The 20,382-nt window shown below is 71.1% G+C and carries 19 protein-coding genes; 18 read left to right on the forward strand and 1 reads right to left on the reverse strand.

Annotation, left to right across the window (positions count from 1 at the left end):
- Positions 1 to 50: 50 nt before the first annotated feature.
- The 5 genes from arc (at position 51) to prcA (ending at position 5,920) form a co-directional block, all read left to right on the forward strand.
- Complete coding sequence (gene arc / locus AB0953_RS18500) at positions 51 to 1,817, forward strand: proteasome ATPase (RefSeq protein ID WP_366860546.1); 1,767 nt, start codon at positions 51 to 53, stop codon at positions 1,815 to 1,817.
- 243 nt (positions 1,818 to 2,060) lie between these two features.
- On the forward strand, positions 2,061 to 3,572 hold the full coding sequence (gene dop / locus AB0953_RS18505) for a depupylase/deamidase Dop (RefSeq protein ID WP_366860547.1): 1,512 nt from the start codon (positions 2,061 to 2,063) through the stop codon (positions 3,570 to 3,572).
- A 207-nt stretch (positions 3,573 to 3,779) separates the two neighbouring features.
- Positions 3,780 to 3,992 (forward strand): ubiquitin-like protein Pup, encoded by a 213-nt coding sequence (locus tag AB0953_RS18510; protein WP_042803062.1) that lies wholly within the window; start codon positions 3,780 to 3,782, stop codon positions 3,990 to 3,992.
- A 280-nt stretch (positions 3,993 to 4,272) separates the two neighbouring features.
- Positions 4,273 to 5,112, forward strand: a complete 840-nt coding sequence (gene prcB / locus AB0953_RS18515; protein WP_366860548.1) for a proteasome subunit beta — start codon at positions 4,273 to 4,275, stop codon at positions 5,110 to 5,112.
- Positions 5,113 to 5,158: 46 nt separating this feature from the next.
- Positions 5,159 to 5,920, forward strand: coding sequence for a proteasome subunit alpha (prcA, locus tag AB0953_RS18520; protein ID WP_366860549.1), 762 nt, complete (start codon positions 5,159 to 5,161; stop codon positions 5,918 to 5,920).
- A 67-nt stretch (positions 5,921 to 5,987) separates the two neighbouring features.
- Here prcA and AB0953_RS18525 read toward each other — a convergent pair whose 3' ends face one another.
- Complete coding sequence (locus AB0953_RS18525; RefSeq protein WP_366860550.1) at positions 5,988 to 7,004, reverse strand: LacI family DNA-binding transcriptional regulator; 1,017 nt, start codon at positions 7,002 to 7,004, stop codon at positions 5,988 to 5,990.
- Positions 7,005 to 7,149: 145 nt separating this feature from the next.
- On the opposite strand from AB0953_RS18525, the gene AB0953_RS18530 reads away from it, so the two are divergent.
- From AB0953_RS18530 to AB0953_RS18590, 13 genes are all read left to right on the forward strand, one after another.
- Positions 7,150 to 8,400, forward strand: coding sequence for an MFS transporter (locus AB0953_RS18530; protein WP_366860551.1), 1,251 nt, complete (start codon positions 7,150 to 7,152; stop codon positions 8,398 to 8,400).
- Positions 8,401 to 8,458: 58 nt separating this feature from the next.
- On the forward strand, positions 8,459 to 9,820 hold the full coding sequence (pafA, locus tag AB0953_RS18535) for a Pup--protein ligase (RefSeq protein WP_366860552.1): 1,362 nt from the start codon (positions 8,459 to 8,461) through the stop codon (positions 9,818 to 9,820).
- A 103-nt stretch (positions 9,821 to 9,923) separates the two neighbouring features.
- Positions 9,924 to 10,862 carry an FKBP-type peptidyl-prolyl cis-trans isomerase gene (locus AB0953_RS18540; RefSeq protein WP_366860553.1) on the forward strand — a complete coding sequence of 313 codons (939 nt, stop codon included), beginning with the start codon at positions 9,924 to 9,926 and terminating at the stop codon, positions 10,860 to 10,862.
- A 73-nt stretch (positions 10,863 to 10,935) separates the two neighbouring features.
- Positions 10,936 to 11,316 carry an FKBP-type peptidyl-prolyl cis-trans isomerase gene (locus AB0953_RS18545; RefSeq protein WP_366860554.1) on the forward strand — a complete coding sequence of 127 codons (381 nt, stop codon included), beginning with the start codon at positions 10,936 to 10,938 and terminating at the stop codon, positions 11,314 to 11,316.
- Between the two features lie 167 nt (positions 11,317 to 11,483).
- The gene (locus AB0953_RS18550; protein WP_366860555.1) at positions 11,484 to 12,440 is read left to right on the forward strand and encodes a WYL domain-containing protein; all 957 of its coding nucleotides are present in this window, start codon (positions 11,484 to 11,486) and stop codon (positions 12,438 to 12,440) included.
- Between the two features lie 135 nt (positions 12,441 to 12,575).
- The gene (locus tag AB0953_RS18555) at positions 12,576 to 13,544 is read left to right on the forward strand and encodes a WYL domain-containing protein (protein WP_366860556.1); all 969 of its coding nucleotides are present in this window, start codon (positions 12,576 to 12,578) and stop codon (positions 13,542 to 13,544) included.
- Between the two features lie 122 nt (positions 13,545 to 13,666).
- Positions 13,667 to 13,942 (forward strand): hypothetical protein, encoded by a 276-nt coding sequence (locus tag AB0953_RS18560; protein ID WP_366860557.1) that lies wholly within the window; start codon positions 13,667 to 13,669, stop codon positions 13,940 to 13,942.
- Positions 13,943 to 13,969: 27 nt separating this feature from the next.
- The gene (locus tag AB0953_RS18565; protein WP_366860558.1) at positions 13,970 to 14,170 is read left to right on the forward strand and encodes a hypothetical protein; all 201 of its coding nucleotides are present in this window, start codon (positions 13,970 to 13,972) and stop codon (positions 14,168 to 14,170) included.
- A gap of 225 nt (positions 14,171 to 14,395) precedes the next feature.
- Positions 14,396 to 14,680: a Sec-independent protein translocase subunit TatA gene (gene tatA, locus AB0953_RS18570; RefSeq protein WP_361907614.1), complete on the forward strand. Its 285-nt coding sequence runs from the start codon at positions 14,396 to 14,398 to the stop codon at positions 14,678 to 14,680.
- A 105-nt stretch (positions 14,681 to 14,785) separates the two neighbouring features.
- Positions 14,786 to 15,751: a twin-arginine translocase subunit TatC gene (gene tatC / locus AB0953_RS18575; RefSeq protein WP_366860559.1), complete on the forward strand. Its 966-nt coding sequence runs from the start codon at positions 14,786 to 14,788 to the stop codon at positions 15,749 to 15,751.
- A gap of 17 nt (positions 15,752 to 15,768) precedes the next feature.
- Entirely contained in the window at positions 15,769 to 16,656 is an 888-nt protein-coding gene (locus tag AB0953_RS18580; protein ID WP_366860560.1) for a diacylglycerol kinase, read from the forward strand.
- Between the two features lie 65 nt (positions 16,657 to 16,721).
- Positions 16,722 to 19,583, forward strand: a complete 2,862-nt coding sequence (locus tag AB0953_RS18585) for a DEAD/DEAH box helicase (protein ID WP_366860561.1) — start codon at positions 16,722 to 16,724, stop codon at positions 19,581 to 19,583.
- 90 nt (positions 19,584 to 19,673) lie between these two features.
- Positions 19,674 to 20,357, forward strand: a complete 684-nt coding sequence (locus AB0953_RS18590; RefSeq protein WP_366860562.1) for a helix-turn-helix domain-containing protein — start codon at positions 19,674 to 19,676, stop codon at positions 20,355 to 20,357.
- Positions 20,358 to 20,382 lie beyond the last annotated feature (25 nt).

Here is a 20,382-nt window from a genome sequence, read left to right on the forward strand (position 1 = left end):
CCCAGGTAGGGTCAGGAAGCGTCCAGCTCCCCTTGGAGGAGGTGAGGACCGTGGCAGCCCACGACGACGACATCAACCGCGGCATCCGGCCGGGGCGGGGGTCCGAAGACCCCGCCGGCCAGGTTGCCTATCTCGAGCAGGAAATCGCCGTCCTGCGACGTAAGCTCGCCGACTCTCCGCGACACACGAGGATTCTCGAAGAGCGGATCGTCGAGCTCCAGACAAACCTGGCCGGCGTCTCCGCGCAAAACGAACGACTGGCAAATACCCTCCGTGAGGCCCGCGACCAGATCGTCGCCCTCAAGGAGGAAGTCGACCGGCTCGCGCAGCCGCCGGCCGGATTCGGTGTCTTCCTGCAGGCGAACGAGGACGGCACCGTCGACATCTTCACCGGCGGCCGCAAGCTCCGCGTGAACGTCAGCCCCAGCGTCGACCCGGAAGACCTCCGGCGCGGCCAGGAGGTCATGCTCAACGAAGCCCTCAACGTGGTCGAGGCCATGGCCTTCGAACGGGCCGGGGACATCGTCACCCTCAAGGAGATCCTCGAGGACGGCGAGCGCGCCCTGGTCATCGGCCACACCGACGAGGAACGGGTCGTACGGCTCGCCGAGCCGCTGCTGGACATCACCATCCGCCCCGGCGACGCCCTGCTCCTCGAACCGCGCTCCGGCTACGTCTACGAGGTCGTCCCCAAGAGCGAGGTCGAAGACCTCGTCCTCGAAGAGGTCCCCGACATCGACTACGACAAGATCGGCGGCCTGGGCGACCAGATCGAGCTGATCCGCGACGCGGTCGAGCTCCCGTACCTCTACCCCGACCTCTTCAAGGAACACGAACTGCGCCCGCCGAAGGGCATCCTGCTCTACGGCCCGCCCGGCTGCGGCAAGACGCTCATCGCCAAGGCCGTCGCCAACTCCCTTGCCAAGAAGGTCGCCGAGGTGACCGGGCAGTCCGCCGGGAAGTCCTACTTCCTGAACATCAAGGGCCCCGAACTCCTCAACAAGTACGTCGGCGAGACCGAGCGGCACATCCGCCTCGTCTTCCAGCGCGCCCGCGAGAAGGCGAGCGAGGGCACCCCCGTCATCGTCTTCTTCGACGAGATGGAGTCCCTCTTCCGCACCCGCGGATCCGGCGTCAGCTCGGACGTGGAGAACACCATCGTCCCGCAGCTCCTCGCCGAGATCGACGGCGTGGAAGGCCTGGAGAACGTCATCGTCATCGGCGCCTCCAACCGCGAGGACATGATCGACCCGGCCATCCTGCGCCCCGGCCGCCTCGACGTGAAGATCAAGATCGAGCGTCCGGACGCCGAGGCCGCCAAGGACATCTTCGCCAAGTACCTCAAGGCGTCCCTCCCGCTGCACGCCGACGACCTCTCGGAGCACTCCGGCTCGGCCGAGGTCGCCGTCCACAGCATGATCCAGACCGTCGTCGAGCAGATGTACGCCGAGAGCGAGGAGAACCGCTTCCTCGAGGTCACGTACGCCAACGGCGACAAGGAAGTCCTCTACTTCAAGGACTTCAACTCCGGCGCCATGATCCAGAACATCGTGGACCGGGCCAAGAAGATGGCCATCAAGGCCTTCCTCGAGCACAACCAGAAGGGCCTGCGCGTCTCCCACCTCCTCCAGGCATGCGTGGACGAGTTCAAGGAGAACGAGGACCTGCCCAACACCACCAACCCGGACGACTGGGCCCGGATCTCCGGAAAGAAGGGCGAGCGGATCGTCTTCATCCGCACCCTCGTCACCGGAAAGCAGGGCGCGGACACCGGACGCTCCATCGACACGGTGGCGAACACCGGTCAGTACCTCTGATCCGAGGGCGGCTGCGGGTGCCCTCACCGGGCACCCGCAGCCGACTGCTTTACCGACCGCTTTCGGCCGTGACATAGCGAAGTCAAGGACGGAAATGATCTCCCCACCGGCCGTGGAGGAGTTCTAGGCTCATCCGTACCGCCGCATCCGCAGTGCGGGGACGGGCACCGCACACACACCGGACCACCAGCGGTACTTGAGCGCCGCTCCCGAACGGGGGCGCCGCCGGGCAAGGAGGGCCGCATGACCGTACGGCGAGTAATGGGAATCGAGACGGAGTACGGGATCTCCGTCCCCGGTCACCCGAACGCCAATGCCATGCTCACCTCGTCCCAGATCGTCAACGCCTACGCGGCGGCGATGCACCGGGCGCGACGCGCCCGCTGGGACTTCGAGGAGGAGAACCCGCTGCGGGACGCCCGCGGCTTCGACCTCGCCCGCGAGGCCGCCGACAGCAGCCAGCTCACCGACGAGGACATCGGCCTGGCCAACGTCATCCTCACCAACGGAGCACGGCTCTACGTCGACCACGCCCACCCCGAGTACAGCTCCCCGGAGATCACCAATCCCCTGGACGCCGTCCTGTGGGACAAGGCCGGCGAACGGATCATGGCCGAGGCCGCCGTACGGGCCGCCCAGCTGCCCGGCGCCCAGCCGATCCACCTCTACAAGAACAACACCGACAACAAGGGCGCCTCCTACGGCACGCACGAGAACTACCTGATGAAGCGGGAAACCCCCTTCTCGGACATCGTGCGCCACCTGACGCCCTTCTTCGTCAGCCGCCAGGTCGTCACCGGAGCCGGCCGCGTCGGCATCGGCCAGGACGGCCGCGAACACGGCTTCCAGATCAGCCAGCGCGCCGACTACTTCGAGGTCGAGGTCGGCCTCGAGACCACCCTCAAACGGCCGATCATCAACACCCGCGACGAGCCCCACTCCGACGCCGAGAAGTACCGCCGCCTCCACGTGATCATCGGCGACGCCAACCTCTCCGAGATCTCCACCTACCTCAAGCTCGGCACCACGGCGCTGGTCCTGTCCATGATCGAGGACGGCTTCATCACCGTGGACCTGGCCGTGGACCAGCCCGTGCGCACCCTGCACCAGGTCTCCCACGACCCCGACCTGCGCCACCTGATCACGCTGCGCAGCGGGCGGACGCTCACCGCCGTGCAACTGCAGATGGAGTACTTCGAGCTGGCCCGCAAGTACGTCGAGGAGCGTTTCGGGTCCGACGCGGACGAGCAGACCAAGGACGTGCTCTCGCGCTGGGAGGACGTGCTGGGGCGGCTGGAGAGCGACCCGATGAGCCTGTCCGGGGAGCTGGACTGGATCGCCAAGCGCGAGATCCTCGAGGGCTACCGGCGGCGCGACAGCCTCGACTGGGACGCCGCCCGGCTGCACCTGGTGGACCTCCAGTACGCGGACGTACGGCCCGAGAAGGGCCTGTACAACCGCTTGGCGGCCCGCGGGAAGATGAAGCGGCTGGTGGAGGAGTCCGCGGTGCAGCGGGCCGCCGGCAAGCCGCCGGAGGACACCCGGGCCTACTTCCGGGGCCGGTGCCTGGAGCAGTACGCGGACGACGTGGCCGCGGCCTCCTGGGACTCGGTGATCTTCGACCTCCCGGGCCGGGACTCCCTGCAGCGGGTCCCGACCCTGGAACCCCTGCGGGGTACCCGCAAGCACGTCAAGGAGCTCCTGGACCGCTGCCGCACGGCGGAGGACCTGGTGCGGGTGCTGAGCGGGAACTGACCGCAGGGGACTGAGCACACTTCCGGGGCGCCGCGGGGGCCTGAAAACCCCCGCCCCCGGGAATCATGGGAACACCCGGACGTTATGAAAGTGCGGGGACGAACCCCGGGCCCTCCTTGTAGGGTCCGACGTAGGGTCTGATCTTGAGGGATCCCGATCCCGGGGTCCCTCGTCACGAGCGTGCGAACCGAGCGGGGTGAGGTAGACATGGCGACCAAGGACACCGGCGGCGGACAGCAGAAGGCCACTCGCTCGACCGAGGAGGTCGAGGAGCAGGCCGCGGAAGCACAGTCCGACCTCAAGGAGCGACAGGAGAAGCTCTCCGACGACGTCGACTCCGTACTCGACGAAATCGATGACGTGCTCGAGGAGAATGCCGAGGACTTCGTGCGATCCTTCGTTCAAAAGGGTGGGCAGTAGAGCCGTTTGACCTTCGAATCGAAGGTCGGGGGGTGAGTGGTGCGGCGCACCACGAGCAGCGCGGCGGACGGTGCGGAGCAGCGGCTCCGCACCGTCCCGTCACCGGCGGCGCTCCCCGCGTGCGAGCGGACCGGTCGGGAAACCGACTGCAGGTGGATCGCGATCATCGGACGGGTAAGGTCCGAGGCGTACCGCGCTCCGGCCGCACAGCGGCACCGGGGCAGTTCGAGGTTCGGCCGGACGCCGAGAGGCGTGCAGCCGCTTACGTGGAAGGAAACCTGTGGAACCCAACACTCGTGGCACAGGGCGTCTGCCGGCAGCCTTCCTGACGCCGGGGTCGTCCTCCTTCATGGACTTCCTGGGTGCGCACGCGCCCGAGATGCTGCCCGGCAACCGGCAGCTCCCGGAAGGGGTCGTCGAGGCGCCGCACGGCACGACCATCGTGGCCGTCACCTTCCCCGGCGGGGTCGTCCTCGCCGGTGACCGGCGCGCGACGATGGGCAACATGATCGCGCAGCGGGACATCGAGAAGGTGTTCCCGGCGGACGAGTACTCCGCGGTCGGCATCGCCGGCACCGCCGGCCTGGCCGTGGAGATGGTGAAGCTGTTCCAGCTGGAGCTGGAGCACTTCGAGAAGGTCGAAGGGGCGACGCTGTCGCTCGAGGGCAAGGCGAACCGGCTCTCGACCATGATCCGGAGCAATCTGGGCATGGCCATGCAGGGGCTCGCCGTGGTCCCGCTGTTCGCCGGCTACGACGAGGGCAAGGAGAAGGGCCGGATCTTCTCCTACGACGTGACCGGCGGCCGCTCCGAGGAGCACGGGTACGCCGCGACCGGCTCGGGCTCGATCTTCGCCCGGGGATCGATGAAGAAGCTGTACCGGCCGGACCTGACGGAGGAGCAGGCCACCACGCTGGTGGTGCAGGCGCTGTACGACGCGGCCGACGACGACTCGGCGACCGGCGGCCCGGACCTCTACCGCAACATCTATCCGATCGTCACCGTCATCACCGACGAGGGCTTCCGGCGGCTGACCGAGGAGGAGTCCCAGGCTCTCGCCCGCAAGGTCACCGACCGCCGCCTCCAGGAGCCGGACGGCCCGCGCGCCGCCCTGCTCTGATCAGTCACAGCCCCTCAGGAGCCCAGAAGAAAGGGACGGTCAGCCGGTGTCGACTCCGTTCTACGTCTCCCCGCAGCAGGCGATGGCCGACCGGGCGGAATACGCCCGCAAGGGCATCGCCCGCGGCCGCAGCCTCGTGGTGCTGCAGTATGCCGACGGCATCGTGTTCGTCGGCGAGAACCCGTCCCGCGCGCTGCACAAGTTCAGCGAGATCTATGACCGGATCGGCTTCGCGGCCGCCGGGAAGTACAACGAGTACGAGAACCTGCGGATCGGCGGTGTGCGGTACGCGGACCTGCGCGGGTACACCTACGACCGCGACGATGTGACGGCCCGTGGGCTCGCGAACGTCTACGCGCAGACGCTCGGCACCATCTTCTCCAGCGCCGGCGAGAAGCCGTACGAGGTGGAGCTGGTGGTGGCGGAGGTCGGTGCGACCGCTGCGGGGGACCAGATCTACCGCCTCCCGCACGACGGTTCGATCGTGGACGAGCACGGCTCGGTCGCGGTCGGCGGCAACGCGGAGCAGATCAGTGCGTTCCTGGACCAGCGCCACCGCGAGGGGATGACCCTGGCCGAGGCGCTGAAGCTGGCGGTGCAGGCGCTGTCGAGCCAGGCGAACGGCACGGACAAGGCGATTCCGGCGGAGCGGCTGGAGGTCGCGGTGCTGGACCGGACGCGGGCGCAGCAGCGGAAGTTCAAGCGGATCCGCGGCCGGCAGCTGGCGCGGCTGCTGGAGCCGGATGTTCCGGCGGCGGCTCAGGCCGATGCGGTGTCCAACGACGAGTCTCCCGAGGACTCCGAGTAGGAGCGCTTTCCCGTACGACGCCGCCCCGGTCCGCCTCGTGTGAGGCGGGTCGGGGCGGTTTCGTGTGTCAGGGCCGGGCGGGCGGCGGGGGCGGTGCGGTGGAGGCGCGGACGACGAGTTCGACGGGGATGTCGGGGGCGGTCCAGGGGGTGCCGTCGAGGACGGCGAGGAGGGCGGCCATGCCCTGCTCGCCGACGCGTTCGGCGGGCAGGTGGACGGTGGTGAGTTCGGGTTCGACGGCGGTGGCGAGGGCGAGGTCGTCGACGCCGGTGACGGAGAGGTCCTCGGGGACGCGCAAGGCCAGGCGGCGGGCGGCCTTGCAGGCGCCGGCCGCGAGGATGTCGTCGTCGCACACGATGGCGGTGGGGCGGGGTCCGGGGGCGGTGAGGGCTGCCTCGGTGGCGGTGCGGGCGTCGGTGGCGGTGAGGGCGGCCCGTGCGGTGCGCAGTTCGGCGTGGGGGCCGAGGACGGCGGCGAGGGTTTCGGCGCGGATGCGGAAGGTCCAGGTGTCGACGTCCGCGGCGAGGTGGAGGATGCGGCGGTGGCCGAGGCCGAGGAGGTGTTCGGCGGCTTGGCGCATGCCGTCGGCCATGGCGAGGTTGACGTGGGCGGCGGCCCGTCCTGCGGTGGGGTCGCTGTCGAGCATGACGAGGGGGAGTCCGTTGCCGCCGTTGCCGCCGATGGCGTCGAGGGCGGCTGCGGCCATGGAGGAGGCGATGACTCCGTCGAGGGCGGCGCGGGCGGAGGGGAAGGGGTCGCGGGCGGGGCCGGTGCCGTCGGGGGAGGGGTAGAGGACGACGCCGAAGCCGTGGTCGGAGGCGATGCGGGCGGCGCCGGTGTAGACGCGGGCGAAGAACTCGTTGGTGAGGGCGGGGACGACGAGCAGGGCGGTGCGGGTGCTGCCCAGGCGCAGGTTGCGGGCGGCGAGGTTGGGGCGGTAGCCGAGGGTGTCGGCGGCTTCGCGGACGAGGGCGGCGGTGCGTTCGGAGACGCGTCCGCGCCATTTGCCGCCGAGGACGAGGGAGACGGTGGCCTGGGAGACCCCGGCTGCGCTGGCGACGTCGCGGCTGGTGGGTCTCGTCACACGGGGCTCCTGAAAGTCCGAGGTCGCGGGGGTGGGGGTGGTGTTCCGGGTGGACCCCTGCCCGGGGGCCATGGTACGTATGACGGGTCTAGTTATACGTATTACTTGCTTCACACCCCGGCGATCCGGGCAGAAGGGGGCGGACATGGCCGCGGGTTACGCGGAGCTGCTCAGGACCCGGCATGCGGCGCGGCTGCTGGCGGGCACGCTGGTCGGGAGGCTGCCGAACGCGACGGCGGCGATCGCGATCGTGCTCTTCGTCCGCGCCGGAGGCGGCAGCTACAGCCTCGCGGGCGCGCTGGCGGCCGTCTACGGCTTCGCCAATGCGGTGGGCCAGCCGCTGCTGGGCCGTGCGGTGGACCTGTACGGGCAGCCGCGGGTGCAGCTGCCCGCGGCGGTCGTCTCGGCGCTGGGCATGGCCTGGCTGGCCCTGGCGGGCACCGGCTCGGCGGTGGCCGCGTACGGGGCCGTGGTGGTGGCGGGCTTCTTCTCGCCGCCGCTGGAGGGCGGCCTGCGGGCCCTGTGGCCCAGCGTGCTGGGTGGCAGGGAGGAGCGGGTGCATGCCGCGTACGCCCTGGACGCGGTGGCCCAGGAGGTCATGTACACGGTCGGCCCGCTGGTCGTCACCGTGTCGGTGGCCCTGTCCAGCCCGGCCGGCGCACTGCTGGTGATCAACGGGCTCGGTGTGCTGGGCGCGCTGTCGGTGGTGCTCAGCGAGCCCTCGCGGACCTGGCGCTCGGAGCCGCGCGAGGCGCACTGGCTGGGTGCGCTGCGCTCGCGCGGGCTGCTGGCGCTGCTGGGGGCCTTCTTCTTCGTGGGCCTGGCGCTGGGTTCGATCACCGTGGCGGCTCTGGCGTACTCGGACGGCAACGGCGGCGAGTCGGTGTACGGCTGGCTGATGGCGGCCCTGGGGCTGGGGGCGCTGGTCGGGGGCGTGGCGTACGGGGCGCGGCAGTGGAGCGGTGCGCCGGAGCGGCGGCTGCGGGTGCTGGTGGGGCTGCTGGCGCTGGGGTACCTGCCGCTGCTGCTGACGCCGGGGCCGGTGGCCATGACGGCGCTGACGGCGCTGGCGGGGGTGTTCCTGGCCCCGACGATCGCGTGCGCGTTCATTGTGGTGGACCGGCATGCTCCCGCGGGTACCGTGACCGAGGCCTTCTCGTGGCTGGTGACGTTCTTCGGCGTGGGTGCGGCCGTGGGCACGGCGGTGGCGGGTCCGGCGGTGGAGCTGGGCGGTACGGCGTCCGGCTTCGGCGTGGCGTGCGGGGCGGGCGCGGCGGCCCTGCTGGTCCTGATGGGTACTCAGCGGATCCTCGCCGGTCCCGGCCGGACCCGGACGGTGACGGGCTCTGCCGCGGCGGTCGCGGAGGGTGCGCAGGGGCAGCTCGTCGGGAACTGATCGAAACGGCGTTCTCGAACCCGGTTTCAGAAGAGGGCAGAAGGCGTAATGTTCAGTCATGGACCGCCGCATTTTCGGGCTGGAGAACGAGTACGGCGTCACGTGCACGTTCAGGGGACAGCGCCGACTGTCTCCTGACGAAGTGGCGCGCTACCTCTTCCGCCGTGTCGTGTCATGGGGCCGCAGCAGCAATGTCTTCCTGCGGAACGGTGCCCGCCTGTACCTCGATGTGGGTTCGCATCCGGAATATGCAACTCCCGAATGCGACAACGTGACCGAACTGGTCACCCACGACAAGGCGGGCGAGCGCATTCTCGAGGGCCTGCTCGTCGACGCCGAACGCCGCCTGCACGAGGAGGGAATCGCGGGCGACGTCTATCTCTTCAAGAACAACACCGACTCGGCGGGCAACTCGTACGGCTGCCACGAAAACTATCTGGTGGCGCGGCACGGGGAATTCTCCCGCCTCGCGGACATCCTCATTCCGTTCCTGGTCACGCGCCAGCTGATCTGCGGTGCGGGCAAGGTGCTCCAGACGCCGCGCGGTGCGGTGTACTGCGTGAGCCAGCGGGCCGAGCACATCTGGGAGGGCGTCAGCTCCGCGACGACGCGCTCGCGGCCGATCATCAACACGCGCGACGAGCCGCACGCGGACGCCGAGCGCTACCGGCGCCTGCACGTGATCGTCGGCGACTCGAACATGTCGGAGACGACGATGCTGCTCAAGGTCGGGGCGACCGACCTGGTGCTGCGCATGATCGAGGCGGGCACGGTGATGCGGGACCTGACCCTGGAGAACCCGATCCGGGCGATCCGCGAGGTCAGCCACGACATCACCGGGCAGCGCAAGGTGCGCCTGGCGAGCGGCCGCGAGGCCTCGGCGCTGGAGATCCAGCGGGAGTACTACGACAAGGCCGTGGACTTCGCCGAGCGCCGGGGGATCCGTACCGGCACGGTGGAGCGGGTGCTGGAGCTCTGGGGCCGGACGCTGGAGGCGATCGAGTCCGAGCAGCTGGACCGGATCGCGACGGAGATCGACTGGGTGATGAAGTACCAGCTGATCGAGCGGTACCGGGAGAAGCACGGGATGACGATGTCGAACCCGCGGGTCGCCCAGATAGACCTCGCGTACCACGACATCCACCGCCGGCGCGGCCTGTACTACCTGCTGGAGCGCAAGGGGCAGGCCGAGCGGGTCTGCAACGACCTGAAGATCTTCGAGGGCAAGTCGGTGCCCCCGCAGACCACGAGGGCGCGGCTGCGCGGCGACTTCATCCGCCGGGCGCAGGAGCAGCGGCGGGACTTCACGGTGGACTGGGTGCACCTGAAGCTGAACGACCAGGCGCAGCGGACGGTGCTGTGCAAGGACCCCTTCCGGGCGGTGGACGACCGGGTGGAGAAGCTGATCGCCGGGATGTGACATCTCACCGATCTTGGCCGGGGCCTCGTACGGATCTCGTACGGGGCCCTGCGCACGCCTTAGAGTGGCGACGACCGCCAGCCGTCTGAGATCTGAGGAACACGTGCGCCGACTTGCCGGCCTGCTTGTCGTACCCCTTCTGCTGCTGTCGACAGCAGCCTGTGGCGACAGCGGCTCCGACTCCGCCGAGATGAAGAACGGGGTGCCCGCGATCACCAAGGGCGCCAAGTTCGGGGAGAGCCCGACCCTGTCCCAGGGCAAGGGCGCCCCGCCGAAGGAACTGAAGGTCGTGACCGTCAGCGAGGGCACCGGCCCGGCGCTGAAGAAGGGCGACGTCGCCCAGGTCAACTACTACGGCCAGGTGTGGGACGGCAAGGAGCCCTTCGACCAGAGCTTCGGCAAGGGCAAGCCGTTCGAGGTGACCATCGGCGCGGGCATGGTCATCAAGGGCTGGGACCAGGGCCTGGAGGGCAAGAAGGTCGGCAGCCGCGTGGAGCTGGTGATCCCGCCGGCGCTCGGCTACGGCGACCAGGGCTCCCCGCCGAAGATCAAGGGCGGTGCCACGCTGGTCTTCGTCGTGGACATCGTCAAGGGCACCAGCGTCCCCGTCTCGGCCACGGGCAAGGAGGTCCCGCAGGAGGACAAGGACCTGCCGAAGATCGGGACCAACACGGACGGCAAGGAGGTGTCCGTGACCGTCCCGAAGGACGTGAACCCGCCGGCGAAGCTGGTCTCGAACTACGTCCTGGAGGGCACCGGCCCGGCCGTGAAGGACTCCGACAGCGTCGTGGTCAAGTTCCACGGCAAGACGTGGAAGGACGACAAGACCTTCGAGAGCACGTACGCCACGGACCAGACGGTGACCTGGCCGATCGGCGAGATCTCGGTGAAGGGCCTGAAGGAGGGCCTCGTCGGCAAGAAGGCCGGCAGCCGCATCCTGCTGGTCATCCCGCCGGACCAGGGCTTCGGCGACAAGGAGCAGGGGACGATCCCGGCGAACTCCACGCTGGTCTTCAGCCTCGACATCCTCGCGGTGATGTAAGACTGTCCCGGTTGTCCCTCCGGCCACCGCCGGACGGGACTCTTCACCGCATGAGTTCTGAGGAGCAGTTTCCGTGAGCGACAAGCTCGAGAAGCCCGAGATCGACTTCCCCGAGGGCCCGGCCCCGTCCGACCTCGTCATCGAGGAGATCTGGGAGGGCGACGGCGCCGTCGCCGAGGCCGGCAAGAAGGTCTCCGTGCACTACGTGGGCGTGGCCTTCTCCTCCGGCGAGGAGTTCGACGCCTCCTGGAACCGCGGCGCCCCGCTGCAGTTCATCCTGGGCATCGGCCAGGTCATCCCCGGCTGGGACCAGGGTGTCCAGGGCATGAAGGTCGGCGGCCGCCGCAAGCTGACGATCCCCGCCCACCTCGCGTACGGCGACCGCGGCGCCGGCGGCGCCATCAAGCCGGGCGAGACGCTGATCTTCGTCTGCGACCTGATGGACGTCGGCTGACCCGCCGTCCGCTGATGCCGTGAGGGCCCCCGCCGTGAGGCGGGGGCCCTCGCTTTTGTCCGGGCGCGCCGGGGCGGTACGGTCAACGGTCACGGACGTGCAACTCGTGTGCGTCGTGCACGCCGTGCGTGCCGTGTCGTGTCAGGGAGAAGGGCGGAAGGGCGTCGATGGCGATTGCCAAGGCCGAGCGACTGATGAATCTGGCGCTGTGCCTGCTGGGGACCCGCCGGCCGCTGAGCAAGCGCGAGTTGCGCGGCTCCATCGAGGCGTACATGGAAGCGGGCAACGACGACTCCTTCAACCGCATGTTCGAGCGGGACAAGGACGATCTGCGCGAACTCGGCCTGGTCATCGAGACGGTGGAGAACCTGGAGGGCGAGACCGGCTACCTCGCCCGCCGCGACAGCAACCGGCTGCCGCCGGTCTCCCTGGACGCCGAGGAGGCCGCAGCCCTGGGCCTGGCGGCCAAGGTGTGGCAGCAGGCCCGCCTCGCCGGTGCCGCGAGCGGCGCCCTGCAGAAGCTGCGCGCCGGCGGCATGCCGGAGGCGGGGGACCCGTACGAGGGCCAGCACAGCGCCATCGAGCCGCGCATCCCGGTCCACGAGGCCGCCTTCGAGCCCCTGATGCTCGCCTGCCGGGACCGCCGGCCCGTGGTCTTCGACTACCGCAAGTCCACCGCCGCCCGCCCCGAGACCCGCCAGGTCGAGCCCTGGGCCCTGGAGTGCTGGCGCGGCCACTGGTACCTGGCCGGCTACGACCGCGATCGCGGCGCCGAGCGGGTCTTCCGGCTCTCCCGCATCACCGGCAAGGTCCGCTCCCGGGCGGGCAGGTACACCGCCGAGGTCCCCGACGTCGTCACGGTGCGCGAGACGGTGGCCGGATGGGCCGGGGAGAGCGCCGACCGCACCGCCCTGATCCGGCTGCGGGCCGGGGCCGGCTACCCGCTGCGGGCCAAGGCCACTGCCGTGCGGGAGGGCACCGACGGCTGGGACGAGCTGGAGATCCCCTACGGCCACGGCCTGGACGCCTGGCTCGTGGAGTTCGGGCCCGACGTCGTCGTGGTGGGGCCCGAGGACCTGCGGGCGGACGTGGTGGACCGGCTGCGCGCCGTCGCCGGCGGCTGAGCCCCGCCCGTCCCCGGCCCGGCCGGGGCAGCGGCCGGACGCCGCCCCGGCCCGCGGACGCGCCGCGCTCCGCACCACCAGCACACCGCACACCGCACCGTGTCACCACGTGCCCTGAGGGGGAGACCTACCAGCATGGCCGCCAACGCCATCGACCAGACCCGCCGGATGCTGTCCCTGGTGACGTACCTGCGCGAGCGCCCCGGGGCGCACGTCGCCGACGTCGCCCGCGCCTTCGGCATCACCGAGGACGAGCTCATCTCCGACCTCGACGTGCTGCCCATGTGCGGGACCAGCTTCCGCGGCGGGGACCTGCTCGACATCGACACCGACGGCGAGCGGATCTGGTGGCACAACGCCGACGCCTCCGGGGAGTCCACCGCCGAGCCGCTGCGCCTGGCCGCCGACGAGGCCACCGCCCTGCTCGTGGCCGCCCGCGCCGTGGCCACCCTGCCCGGGCTGCGCGAGAGCGACCGCGACGCGCTGGTGCGGGCCACCGCCAAGCTGGAGGCGGCCGCCGGGGAGGCGGCCGGGGCCAGCGCCCGGCTGTCGGTGACCTTCGAGGCCGAGGGCGGGGTCTTCGCCGACGTCGACCGGGCGATCGCCGAGCGCCGCCGCCTGTGGCTGCGCTACTACTCGCCCGCCCGCGACGAGCTCACCGAGCGCAAGGTCGACCCGATCCGGCTCTTCACCGTCGGCCACACCTACCTCGAGGGCTGGTGCCACCTCTCGGAGGCCCGGCGCACCTTCCGCCTGGACCGGGTCGCCGAGATCCGGCTGCTGGACGAGCGGGCCGAGCCGCCCGCCATCGAGCCGCGCGACCTGTCCGTCGGGCTGGTCCAGCCGGCCGCCGAGGACCCGGAGGTCGTCGTCGAGGTGGGACCGGCCGGCCGCTGGGTCGCGGAGTACTACCCGCACGACAGCGCCGAGGAGCTGCCCGACGGCGGCCTGCGGATCACGCTGCGCAGCCCCGACCCGGCCTCGCTGCGCCGCCTGGCACTGCGGCTGGGCCGCGACGGGCGGATCGTCGCCCCCGCGGAGCTCGCCGAGAGCGCCCGGCAGGCGGCCCGCGAGGCGCTCGCCGGGTACGGGGAAGCGGTCTGACCCGGCCGTAGCCGAGGGGCCGGGCACGCAGGGGGGCGGCACGCAGGCAGTGCAGCACGGGGCAGCACGGAGCAGTACGGACGCAGGACGCATGGCCGAGGGGAGCGCCGAGGATGTCGCCAATGTCTGGGCCGCGGGGTGCGCACGGCACCGCCGGGGGGCCGCACGCACGGTCCGCGCCGGGCGGGCCGGTCACCTTCAAGGCGGCCTGCCCCGACTGCCGGGCCCGTTTCGAGCTGGACGCGGGCGCACTGCGGCTGGTCATCGGCGGGAGCCGCAGGACCACCTTCTACTCGTTCACCTGTCCGGCCTGCGCCGCGGCCGTGCGCAAACCGGCCGGTGAGCGGATCGTGGAGCTGCTGACCGGCGGCGGCGTGAGCACCCTGCGCAGCATCTGAGGCGGCCGGTGGCCTAGGCTCCTTCCCATGCTGTGGCCGATGCTCGCAATCGCCCTGGGATTCCTCGGGCTCACCGTCCTCGCCGTCCTGGCCGTGCGGGTCTTCGTCGAGGTCAGGCGGCTGTCCGGCCAGGTGGACCGGGCCAGCCGCATGATCGCGGAGGCCTCCGGCGACCTGGAGCGCGCGGCGAGCGACCTGGCCCGGGCGGGCCGCACCGTACGGCCCTGATCCTGACGGCCCCGCCGATCTGCCGATATCGCGCGGAGATCCCGCCGATATATGGAAAGTGTGGGATGTCCCCCGTACCGTCTGGCGCAGTCGCGCGCAAGATGGAACACCCCGGGGGATTGCCGCGCGTTAACCCCCGGGGGTTACGATCGTTGGAGCGGCCGTTGATCACGGACCGTCTCAGCGCTACCACAACCAGCCGTTTCGGTGAGAAGGAAGACACACATGATCGGCAATCTGAAGCCCCTCGAGATCCTTCTGATCATCGCTGTCATCGTGCTGCTCTTCGGTGCGAAGAAGCTCCCCGAGATGGCCCGCTCCCTCGGCAAGTCGGCCCGCATCCTCAAGAGCGAGGCCAAGGCCATGAAGAGCGAGAGCGCCGCGGAGGACGCCGCGCGCGTCGCCGACCCTGCCCCGCAGCAGGCCGCCCCGCGTACCATCAAGGCCGCCCCCGGCGACGTGACCGGCTCCCGTCCGGTCGGCGAGCCGAACCACACCGCCCAGGGCTGATCCGGGGATCCGGCTGCGGCCGGCGCCCGCGGTCGCACCCCGCGGCCGCGACCACGGCCGGGGTCACGGCGACACGGTCATCTGCAACGAGACAAGGGACGTGGGTTGCTCAAGTCTGCCCGCAAGCAGGAAAAGCCGAGCAAGCAGGAGAAGGACGCCGAAGGGCGGATGCCTCTTGTCGAGCACCTGCGTGAGCTGAGAAACCGCCTGCTGAAGTCGGTCCTGGCGATCCTCGTGATCACCATCATCGCCGCCTGCTACTACAAGCAGATCATCGACTTCATGCTGAAGCCGATGCTGGACTCCGTCGGCTGCACCGACGGCGTGGTCTCGCAGCGCAACGGCCGCCCCTGCGCCGACATGACCGTGAACGGCCTCATCGCACCGTTCTCGATCGCCCTGAAGGTCTCCCTCACCGCCGGCGTGGTGATCTCCGCGCCCGTGTGGCTCTACCAGCTGTGGGCCTTCGTCGCCCCGGGCCTGCACAGCCACGAGAAGAAGTACGCCATGGGCTTCGTCGCCGTGGGTGCGCCGCTCTTCGGCGCCGGCGCGGTGCTCGCGTACAAGCTGCTCCCGCAGACCGCGACGATCCTCCTCGAGTTCACCCCCGAGAACGCCCGCAACCTGCTCCCGGTCGACGACTACCTCGACCTCGTGACCCGCATGGTCGTGGTCTTCGGCCTCGCCTTCGAGCTCCCGCTGCTGCTGATCCTGCTCAACTTCACCGGGGTCATCACCGCCAAGCGGCTCGCCGGCTGGTGGCGCGGCATGGTCCTCGGCATCACGATCTTCGCGGCGTTCGCCACCCCGACCGGCGACCCGCTGACCATGCTGTCGCTGGCCGCCCCGATCGTCGCCCTGTACTTCATCGCCCTCGGGATCTGCCTGGTCAACGACCGCCGGCGACGCCGCAACAACCCCGACGCCCTGCTCGACGACGACGAGGCCTCCGAGCTGGACCTCACCCCCGCCCCCATCGGCTCGGTGGAGGAGATCCAGGCGCCCGCGGCCCTGCCCGAGCAGTCCGACGGCGGCCGCGGACGGATCAACGGTTACGACGACGCCACCTGACGGGTAGATTCGCACGGGTGACCGCTGAGATCACCCTCTTCGTCAATCCCACCGCGGGACGCGGCCGGGGCGCGCACGCCGCGCAGCCGGCCGCTTCCGCGCTCCGGGCCGCCGGCTTCCACGTCCGGACCGTCGTCGGCACCGACGCCGGGGACGCGCTGGCCCGGCTCCGGGCCGCGGTCCGCGGGGGCACCGGCGCGGTGATCGCCGTCGGCGGCGACGGGGTGGTCTCCCTCGCCCTGCAGGCCCTGGCCGGGACGCTCGTCCCGCTCGGGGTGGTCGCCGTGGGCACCGGCAACGACTTCGCCCGGGCGCTCGGGCTGCCCGTGCGGGACCCCGCCCAGGCGGGCCGGCTGGCCGCCGAGGCCCTCAAGGAGAGCCGCCACCGCGAGATCGACCTCGGGCGGGCGGGCGACACCTGGTACGGGACGGTGCTCTGCTCCGGCTTCGACTCGCGCGTCAACGACCGGGGCAACCGGATGCGGCTGCCGGCCGGCCGGTTCAAGTACGACCTCGCCATCCTCGCCGAGCTGGCCGCCTTCCGGCCCTTCCCGTACCGGATCACCCTGGACGACGGGCCCCCGCTGGAGACCGAGGCCACCCTGGTCGCCGTCGGCAACGGGACCTCCTACGGCGGCGGCATGCGGATCTGCGCCGAGGCCGTGCCCGACGACGGGCTGCTCGACGTCGTGGTCGTCGGGGACTGCAGCCGGGCCACCCTCCTGAAGGTGTTCCCGCAGGTCTACAAGGGAACCCACCTCGGCCATCCCAAGGTCACCGTCCACCGGGCGGCGAGGGTCACCCTGGAGGCGCCGGGGCTGACCGCCTATGCCGACGGCGAGCCGGTCGGCCCGCTGCCGGTGACCGCCGAGTGCGTGCCGGCGGCCGTGCGGGTCCTGGCGTAGGGCCGGGGCGGCCGGTCATAAAGATCGGACTGTTGTCGGAGGCGGCGGGTAGGCTCGAGAACAAGATGACCGAAGAACTCTCACCCGCCGAGCGGTACGCCGCCGCGCGGATCCGCGCCGCAGAAGAGGCCACGGCCCTGGCCCCCTTCCGCGAGATGTACGACTTCGACCTCGACGGCTACCAGGTCGAGGCCTGCAAGGCACTGGAGGCCGGCAAGGGCGTGCTCGTCGCGGCGCCGACCGGCTCGGGCAAGACCATCGTCGGCGAGTTCGCCGTGCACCTGGCCCTCGGCCAGGGCCGCAAGTGCTTCTACACGACGCCGATCAAGGCCCTGTCGAACCAGAAGTACGCCGACCTCGTCAAGCGCTACGGCCCCGAGAAGGTCGGCCTGCTGACCGGCGACAACAGCGTCAACTCCGAGGCGCCCGTGGTCGTCATGACCACCGAGGTGCTCCGCAACATGCTCTACGCGGGCTCCCAGTCGCTGCTCGGCCTCGGCTACGTCGTGATGGACGAGGTGCACTACCTCTCCGACCGGTTCCGCGGCGCCGTGTGGGAGGAAGTGATCATCCACCTCCCCGAGTCCGTGACGCTGGTGTCCCTCTCGGCCACCGTCTCCAACGCCGAGGAGTTCGGCGACTGGCTGGACACCGTCCGCGGCGACACCGAGGTCATCGTCTCCGAGGAGCGGCCCGTCCCGCTCTGGCAGCACGTCATGGCCGGCCGGCGGATCTACGACCTCTTCGAGGAGGAGTCCGACCACGGCGGCCGCGGCTCCGCGCGCCGCGAGGTCAACCCCGACCTGCTGCGCATGGCGCGCGAGGAGAACACGCGCACCTACAACCCCAGGGATCGGCGCCGCGGCAAGATGGTCCGCGAGGCCGACCGCGAGCGCGAACGCCGCTCCCGCAGCCGCATCTGGACCCCCGGCCGCCCCGAGGTCATCGCCCGCCTCGACAACGACGGGCTGCTGCCCGCCATCAACTTCATCTTCAGCCGGGCCGGCTGCGAGGCCGCCGTCCAGCAGTGCCTGTTCGCCGGACTGCGGCTGAACGACGAGTCGGCGCGGGTCCAGGTACGCGAGATCGTCGAGGAGCGCACCGCCTCCATCCCGGCCGAGGACCTGCACGTCCTGGGCTACTACGAGTGGCTCGAAGGCCTGGAGCGGGGCATCGCCGCCCACCACGCCGGCATGCTGCCCACCTTCAAGGAGGTCGTGGAGGAGCTGTTCGTCCGCGGGCTGGTCAAGGCGGTCTTCGCCACCGAGACCCTCGCGCTCGGCATCAACATGCCCGCCCGCACGGTCATCCTGGAGAAGCTGGTCAAGTGGAACGGCGAGCAGCACGCCGACATCACCCCCGGTGAGTACACCCAGCTCACCGGTCGGGCCGGGCGGCGCGGCATCGACGTCGAGGGCCACGCGGTGGTGCTGTGGCAGCGCGGCATGGACCCGGTCTCGCTCGCCGGGCTCGCCGGCACCCGCACCTACCCGCTGCGCTCCAGCTTCAAGCCCTCGTACAACATGGCGGTCAACCTGGTCCAGCAGTTCGGCCGGCACCGCTCGCGCGAGCTGCTGGAGACCTCCTTCGCCCAGTTCCAGGCCGACCGCTCGGTCGTCGGGATCTCCCGGCAGGTGCAGCGCAACGAGGAGGGCCTCTCGGGCTACCGGGAGGGCATGACCTGCCACCTCGGCGACTTCGAGGAGTACGCGCAGCTGCGCCGGGACCTCAAGGACCGCGAGACCGAGCTCGCCAAGCAGGGCGCCGCCCAGCGCCGGGCGCAGGCGGCCGGCTCGCTGGAGAAGCTCAAGCCGGGCGACATCATCCACGTGCCCACCGGCAAGTTCGCCGGCCTCGCGCTCGTCCTGGACCCGGGCGTGCCCGCCGGGCGGGCCAACGGGCACCGCGGCTACGACTACGCCGAGGGCCCGCGCCCGCTGGTGCTCACCGCCGAGCGGCAGGTCAAGCGACTCGCCGCGATGGACTTCCCGATCCCCGTCGAGCCGATCGAGCGGATGCGGATCCCCAAGAGCTTCAACGCCCGCTCCCCGCAGTCGCGTCGGGACCTGGCCTCGCAACTGCGCGCCAAGGCGGGGCACATCACCCGGGAGCGGGGCCGGCGCGGCCGGGCCGCCGCGGCCGACGACCGCGAGATCGCCCGGCTGCGGGCGGCGCTGCGGGCGCACCCCTGCCACGGCTGTGACGAGCGGGAGGACCACGCCCGCTGGGCGGAGCGCTACCACCGGCTCAAGCGGGACACGCAGGCGCTGGAGCGGCGCATCGAGGGGCGGACCAACACCATCGCCCGCACGTTCGACCGGATCCACGCCCTGCTGACCGAGCTGGACTACCTGCGCGAGGACGAGGTCACCGAGCACGGCAAGCGGCTCGCGCGGCTGTACGGCGAGCTGGACCTGCTGGCGTCGGAGTGCCTGCGCGCCGGGATCTGGGAGGGCCTGACCCCGGCCGAACTGGCCGCCTGCGTCTCGGCCCTGGTGTTCGAGGCGCGCCAGGCCGACGATGCGGTCGCCCCGAAGGTGCCCGGGGGTGCGGCGAAGGCCGCCCTCGGGGAGATGGTCCGGATCTGGGGCCGGCTCGATGCGCTGGAGGAGGAGCACCGCATCAACCAGGCGGAGGGGGTGGGGCAGCGCGAGCCCGACCTGGGCTTCGCGTGGGCCGCGTACCAGTGGGCCTCCGGCAAGAGCCTGGACGAGGTGCTGCGCGAGGCGGAGATGCCCGCCGGCGACTTCGTGCGCTGGTGCAAGCAGGTCATCGACGTGCTCGGGCAGATCGCGGCGGCGGCTCCGGCGGCCCCGGCTCCGGCGGGGCCCCCGTCCTCGCAGGGCGGCAGCACGGTGGCCCGCAATGCGCGCAAGGCCGTCGACGCCCTGCTGCGGGGTGTGGTGGCCTACAGTTCGGTCGGCTAGGCGGACTTGGTGGTTCCTCCTAGTCGGGGGTGGTGGGATCTCATCTCTTGACGTGGTGAAACCGTCGTCACCCTGTGCGACGATCGGGCCATGACTGGGGGACCGGACGAAGGGCCGAGACGGGTCGGCAGGCCACGTGCCGATCAGGTGAGACCGCACAGCGGCCGGCCGCCGCGCGAGGAACTCCTCTGCGCGGCGGCCGAACTGTTCACCGTGCGGGGGTACGCGGCCACGACCACGCGAACGGTGGCCGAACGGGCGGGAATGCGCCAGGCCACGATGTACCACTACTTCGGCGGCAAGGAGGAGCTCCTCGCCGAACTGCTGGAGTCGACGGTGGCACCCTCGCTCGGGCTGTCCCGCCGGCTGCTGGCCGACACCGGGCGGCCCGCGGCCCGGCGGCTGTGGGAGCTGTGCCGCTCCGACGTGCTGCTGCTGTGCGGGGGCCCGTACAACCTGGGCGCGCTCTACCTGCTGCCCGAGGTGGCCGGATCCCGGTTCACCCGGTTCCGGCGGATGCGGGCCGAACTGCGTGCGGGTTACCGGGCCTTGCTGTCCCGGACCTCCGTCGGGTCCGAACTGGCCGGGGACCGGGCCGCCCTGGAGCTGCGCAACGACCTGGTCTTCGGGCTGATCGAGGGGGTCATGCTGATCCACCGCTCCGACCCGGACCGCCCGGTGGCGTCCTTCGCGGAGGCCACCGCCGACGCGGCCCTGCGCATCGCGGGCGTGGCCGGGGTGGAAACGGCCTGGGCCGGGCCGGCCGCCGTGTAGCGCGGCCGGGCGGGGACGGGCGCGG

This window comes from Streptomyces sp. NPDC046866 (assembly GCF_040704625.1).
Taxonomy (GTDB): Bacteria; Actinomycetota; Actinomycetes; order Streptomycetales; family Streptomycetaceae; genus Streptomyces.

Excerpts from the sequence above, each read along its gene's own strand:
- AB0953_RS18510 (WP_042803062.1), top strand. The coding sequence starts at position 3,780 with ATGGCGACCAAGGACACCGGCGGCGGACAGCAGAAGGCCACTCGCTCG.
- AB0953_RS18560 (WP_366860557.1), top strand. The coding sequence starts at position 13,667 with ATGTCTGGGCCGCGGGGTGCGCACGGCACCGCCGGGGGGCCGCACGCA.
- tatA (WP_361907614.1), top strand. The coding sequence starts at position 14,396 with ATGATCGGCAATCTGAAGCCCCTCGAGATCCTTCTGATCATCGCTGTC.
- AB0953_RS18585 (WP_366860561.1), top strand. The coding sequence starts at position 16,722 with ATGACCGAAGAACTCTCACCCGCCGAGCGGTACGCCGCCGCGCGGATC.
- AB0953_RS18565 (WP_366860558.1), top strand. The coding sequence starts at position 13,970 with ATGCTGTGGCCGATGCTCGCAATCGCCCTGGGATTCCTCGGGCTCACC.
- AB0953_RS18530 (WP_366860551.1), top strand. The coding sequence starts at position 7,150 with ATGGCCGCGGGTTACGCGGAGCTGCTCAGGACCCGGCATGCGGCGCGG.
- AB0953_RS18590 (WP_366860562.1), top strand. The coding sequence starts at position 19,674 with ATGACTGGGGGACCGGACGAAGGGCCGAGACGGGTCGGCAGGCCACGT.
- AB0953_RS18555 (WP_366860556.1), top strand. The coding sequence starts at position 12,576 with ATGGCCGCCAACGCCATCGACCAGACCCGCCGGATGCTGTCCCTGGTG.
- AB0953_RS18550 (WP_366860555.1), top strand. The coding sequence starts at position 11,484 with ATGGCGATTGCCAAGGCCGAGCGACTGATGAATCTGGCGCTGTGCCTG.
- dop (WP_366860547.1), top strand. The coding sequence starts at position 2,061 with ATGACCGTACGGCGAGTAATGGGAATCGAGACGGAGTACGGGATCTCC.
- pafA (WP_366860552.1), top strand. The coding sequence starts at position 8,459 with ATGGACCGCCGCATTTTCGGGCTGGAGAACGAGTACGGCGTCACGTGC.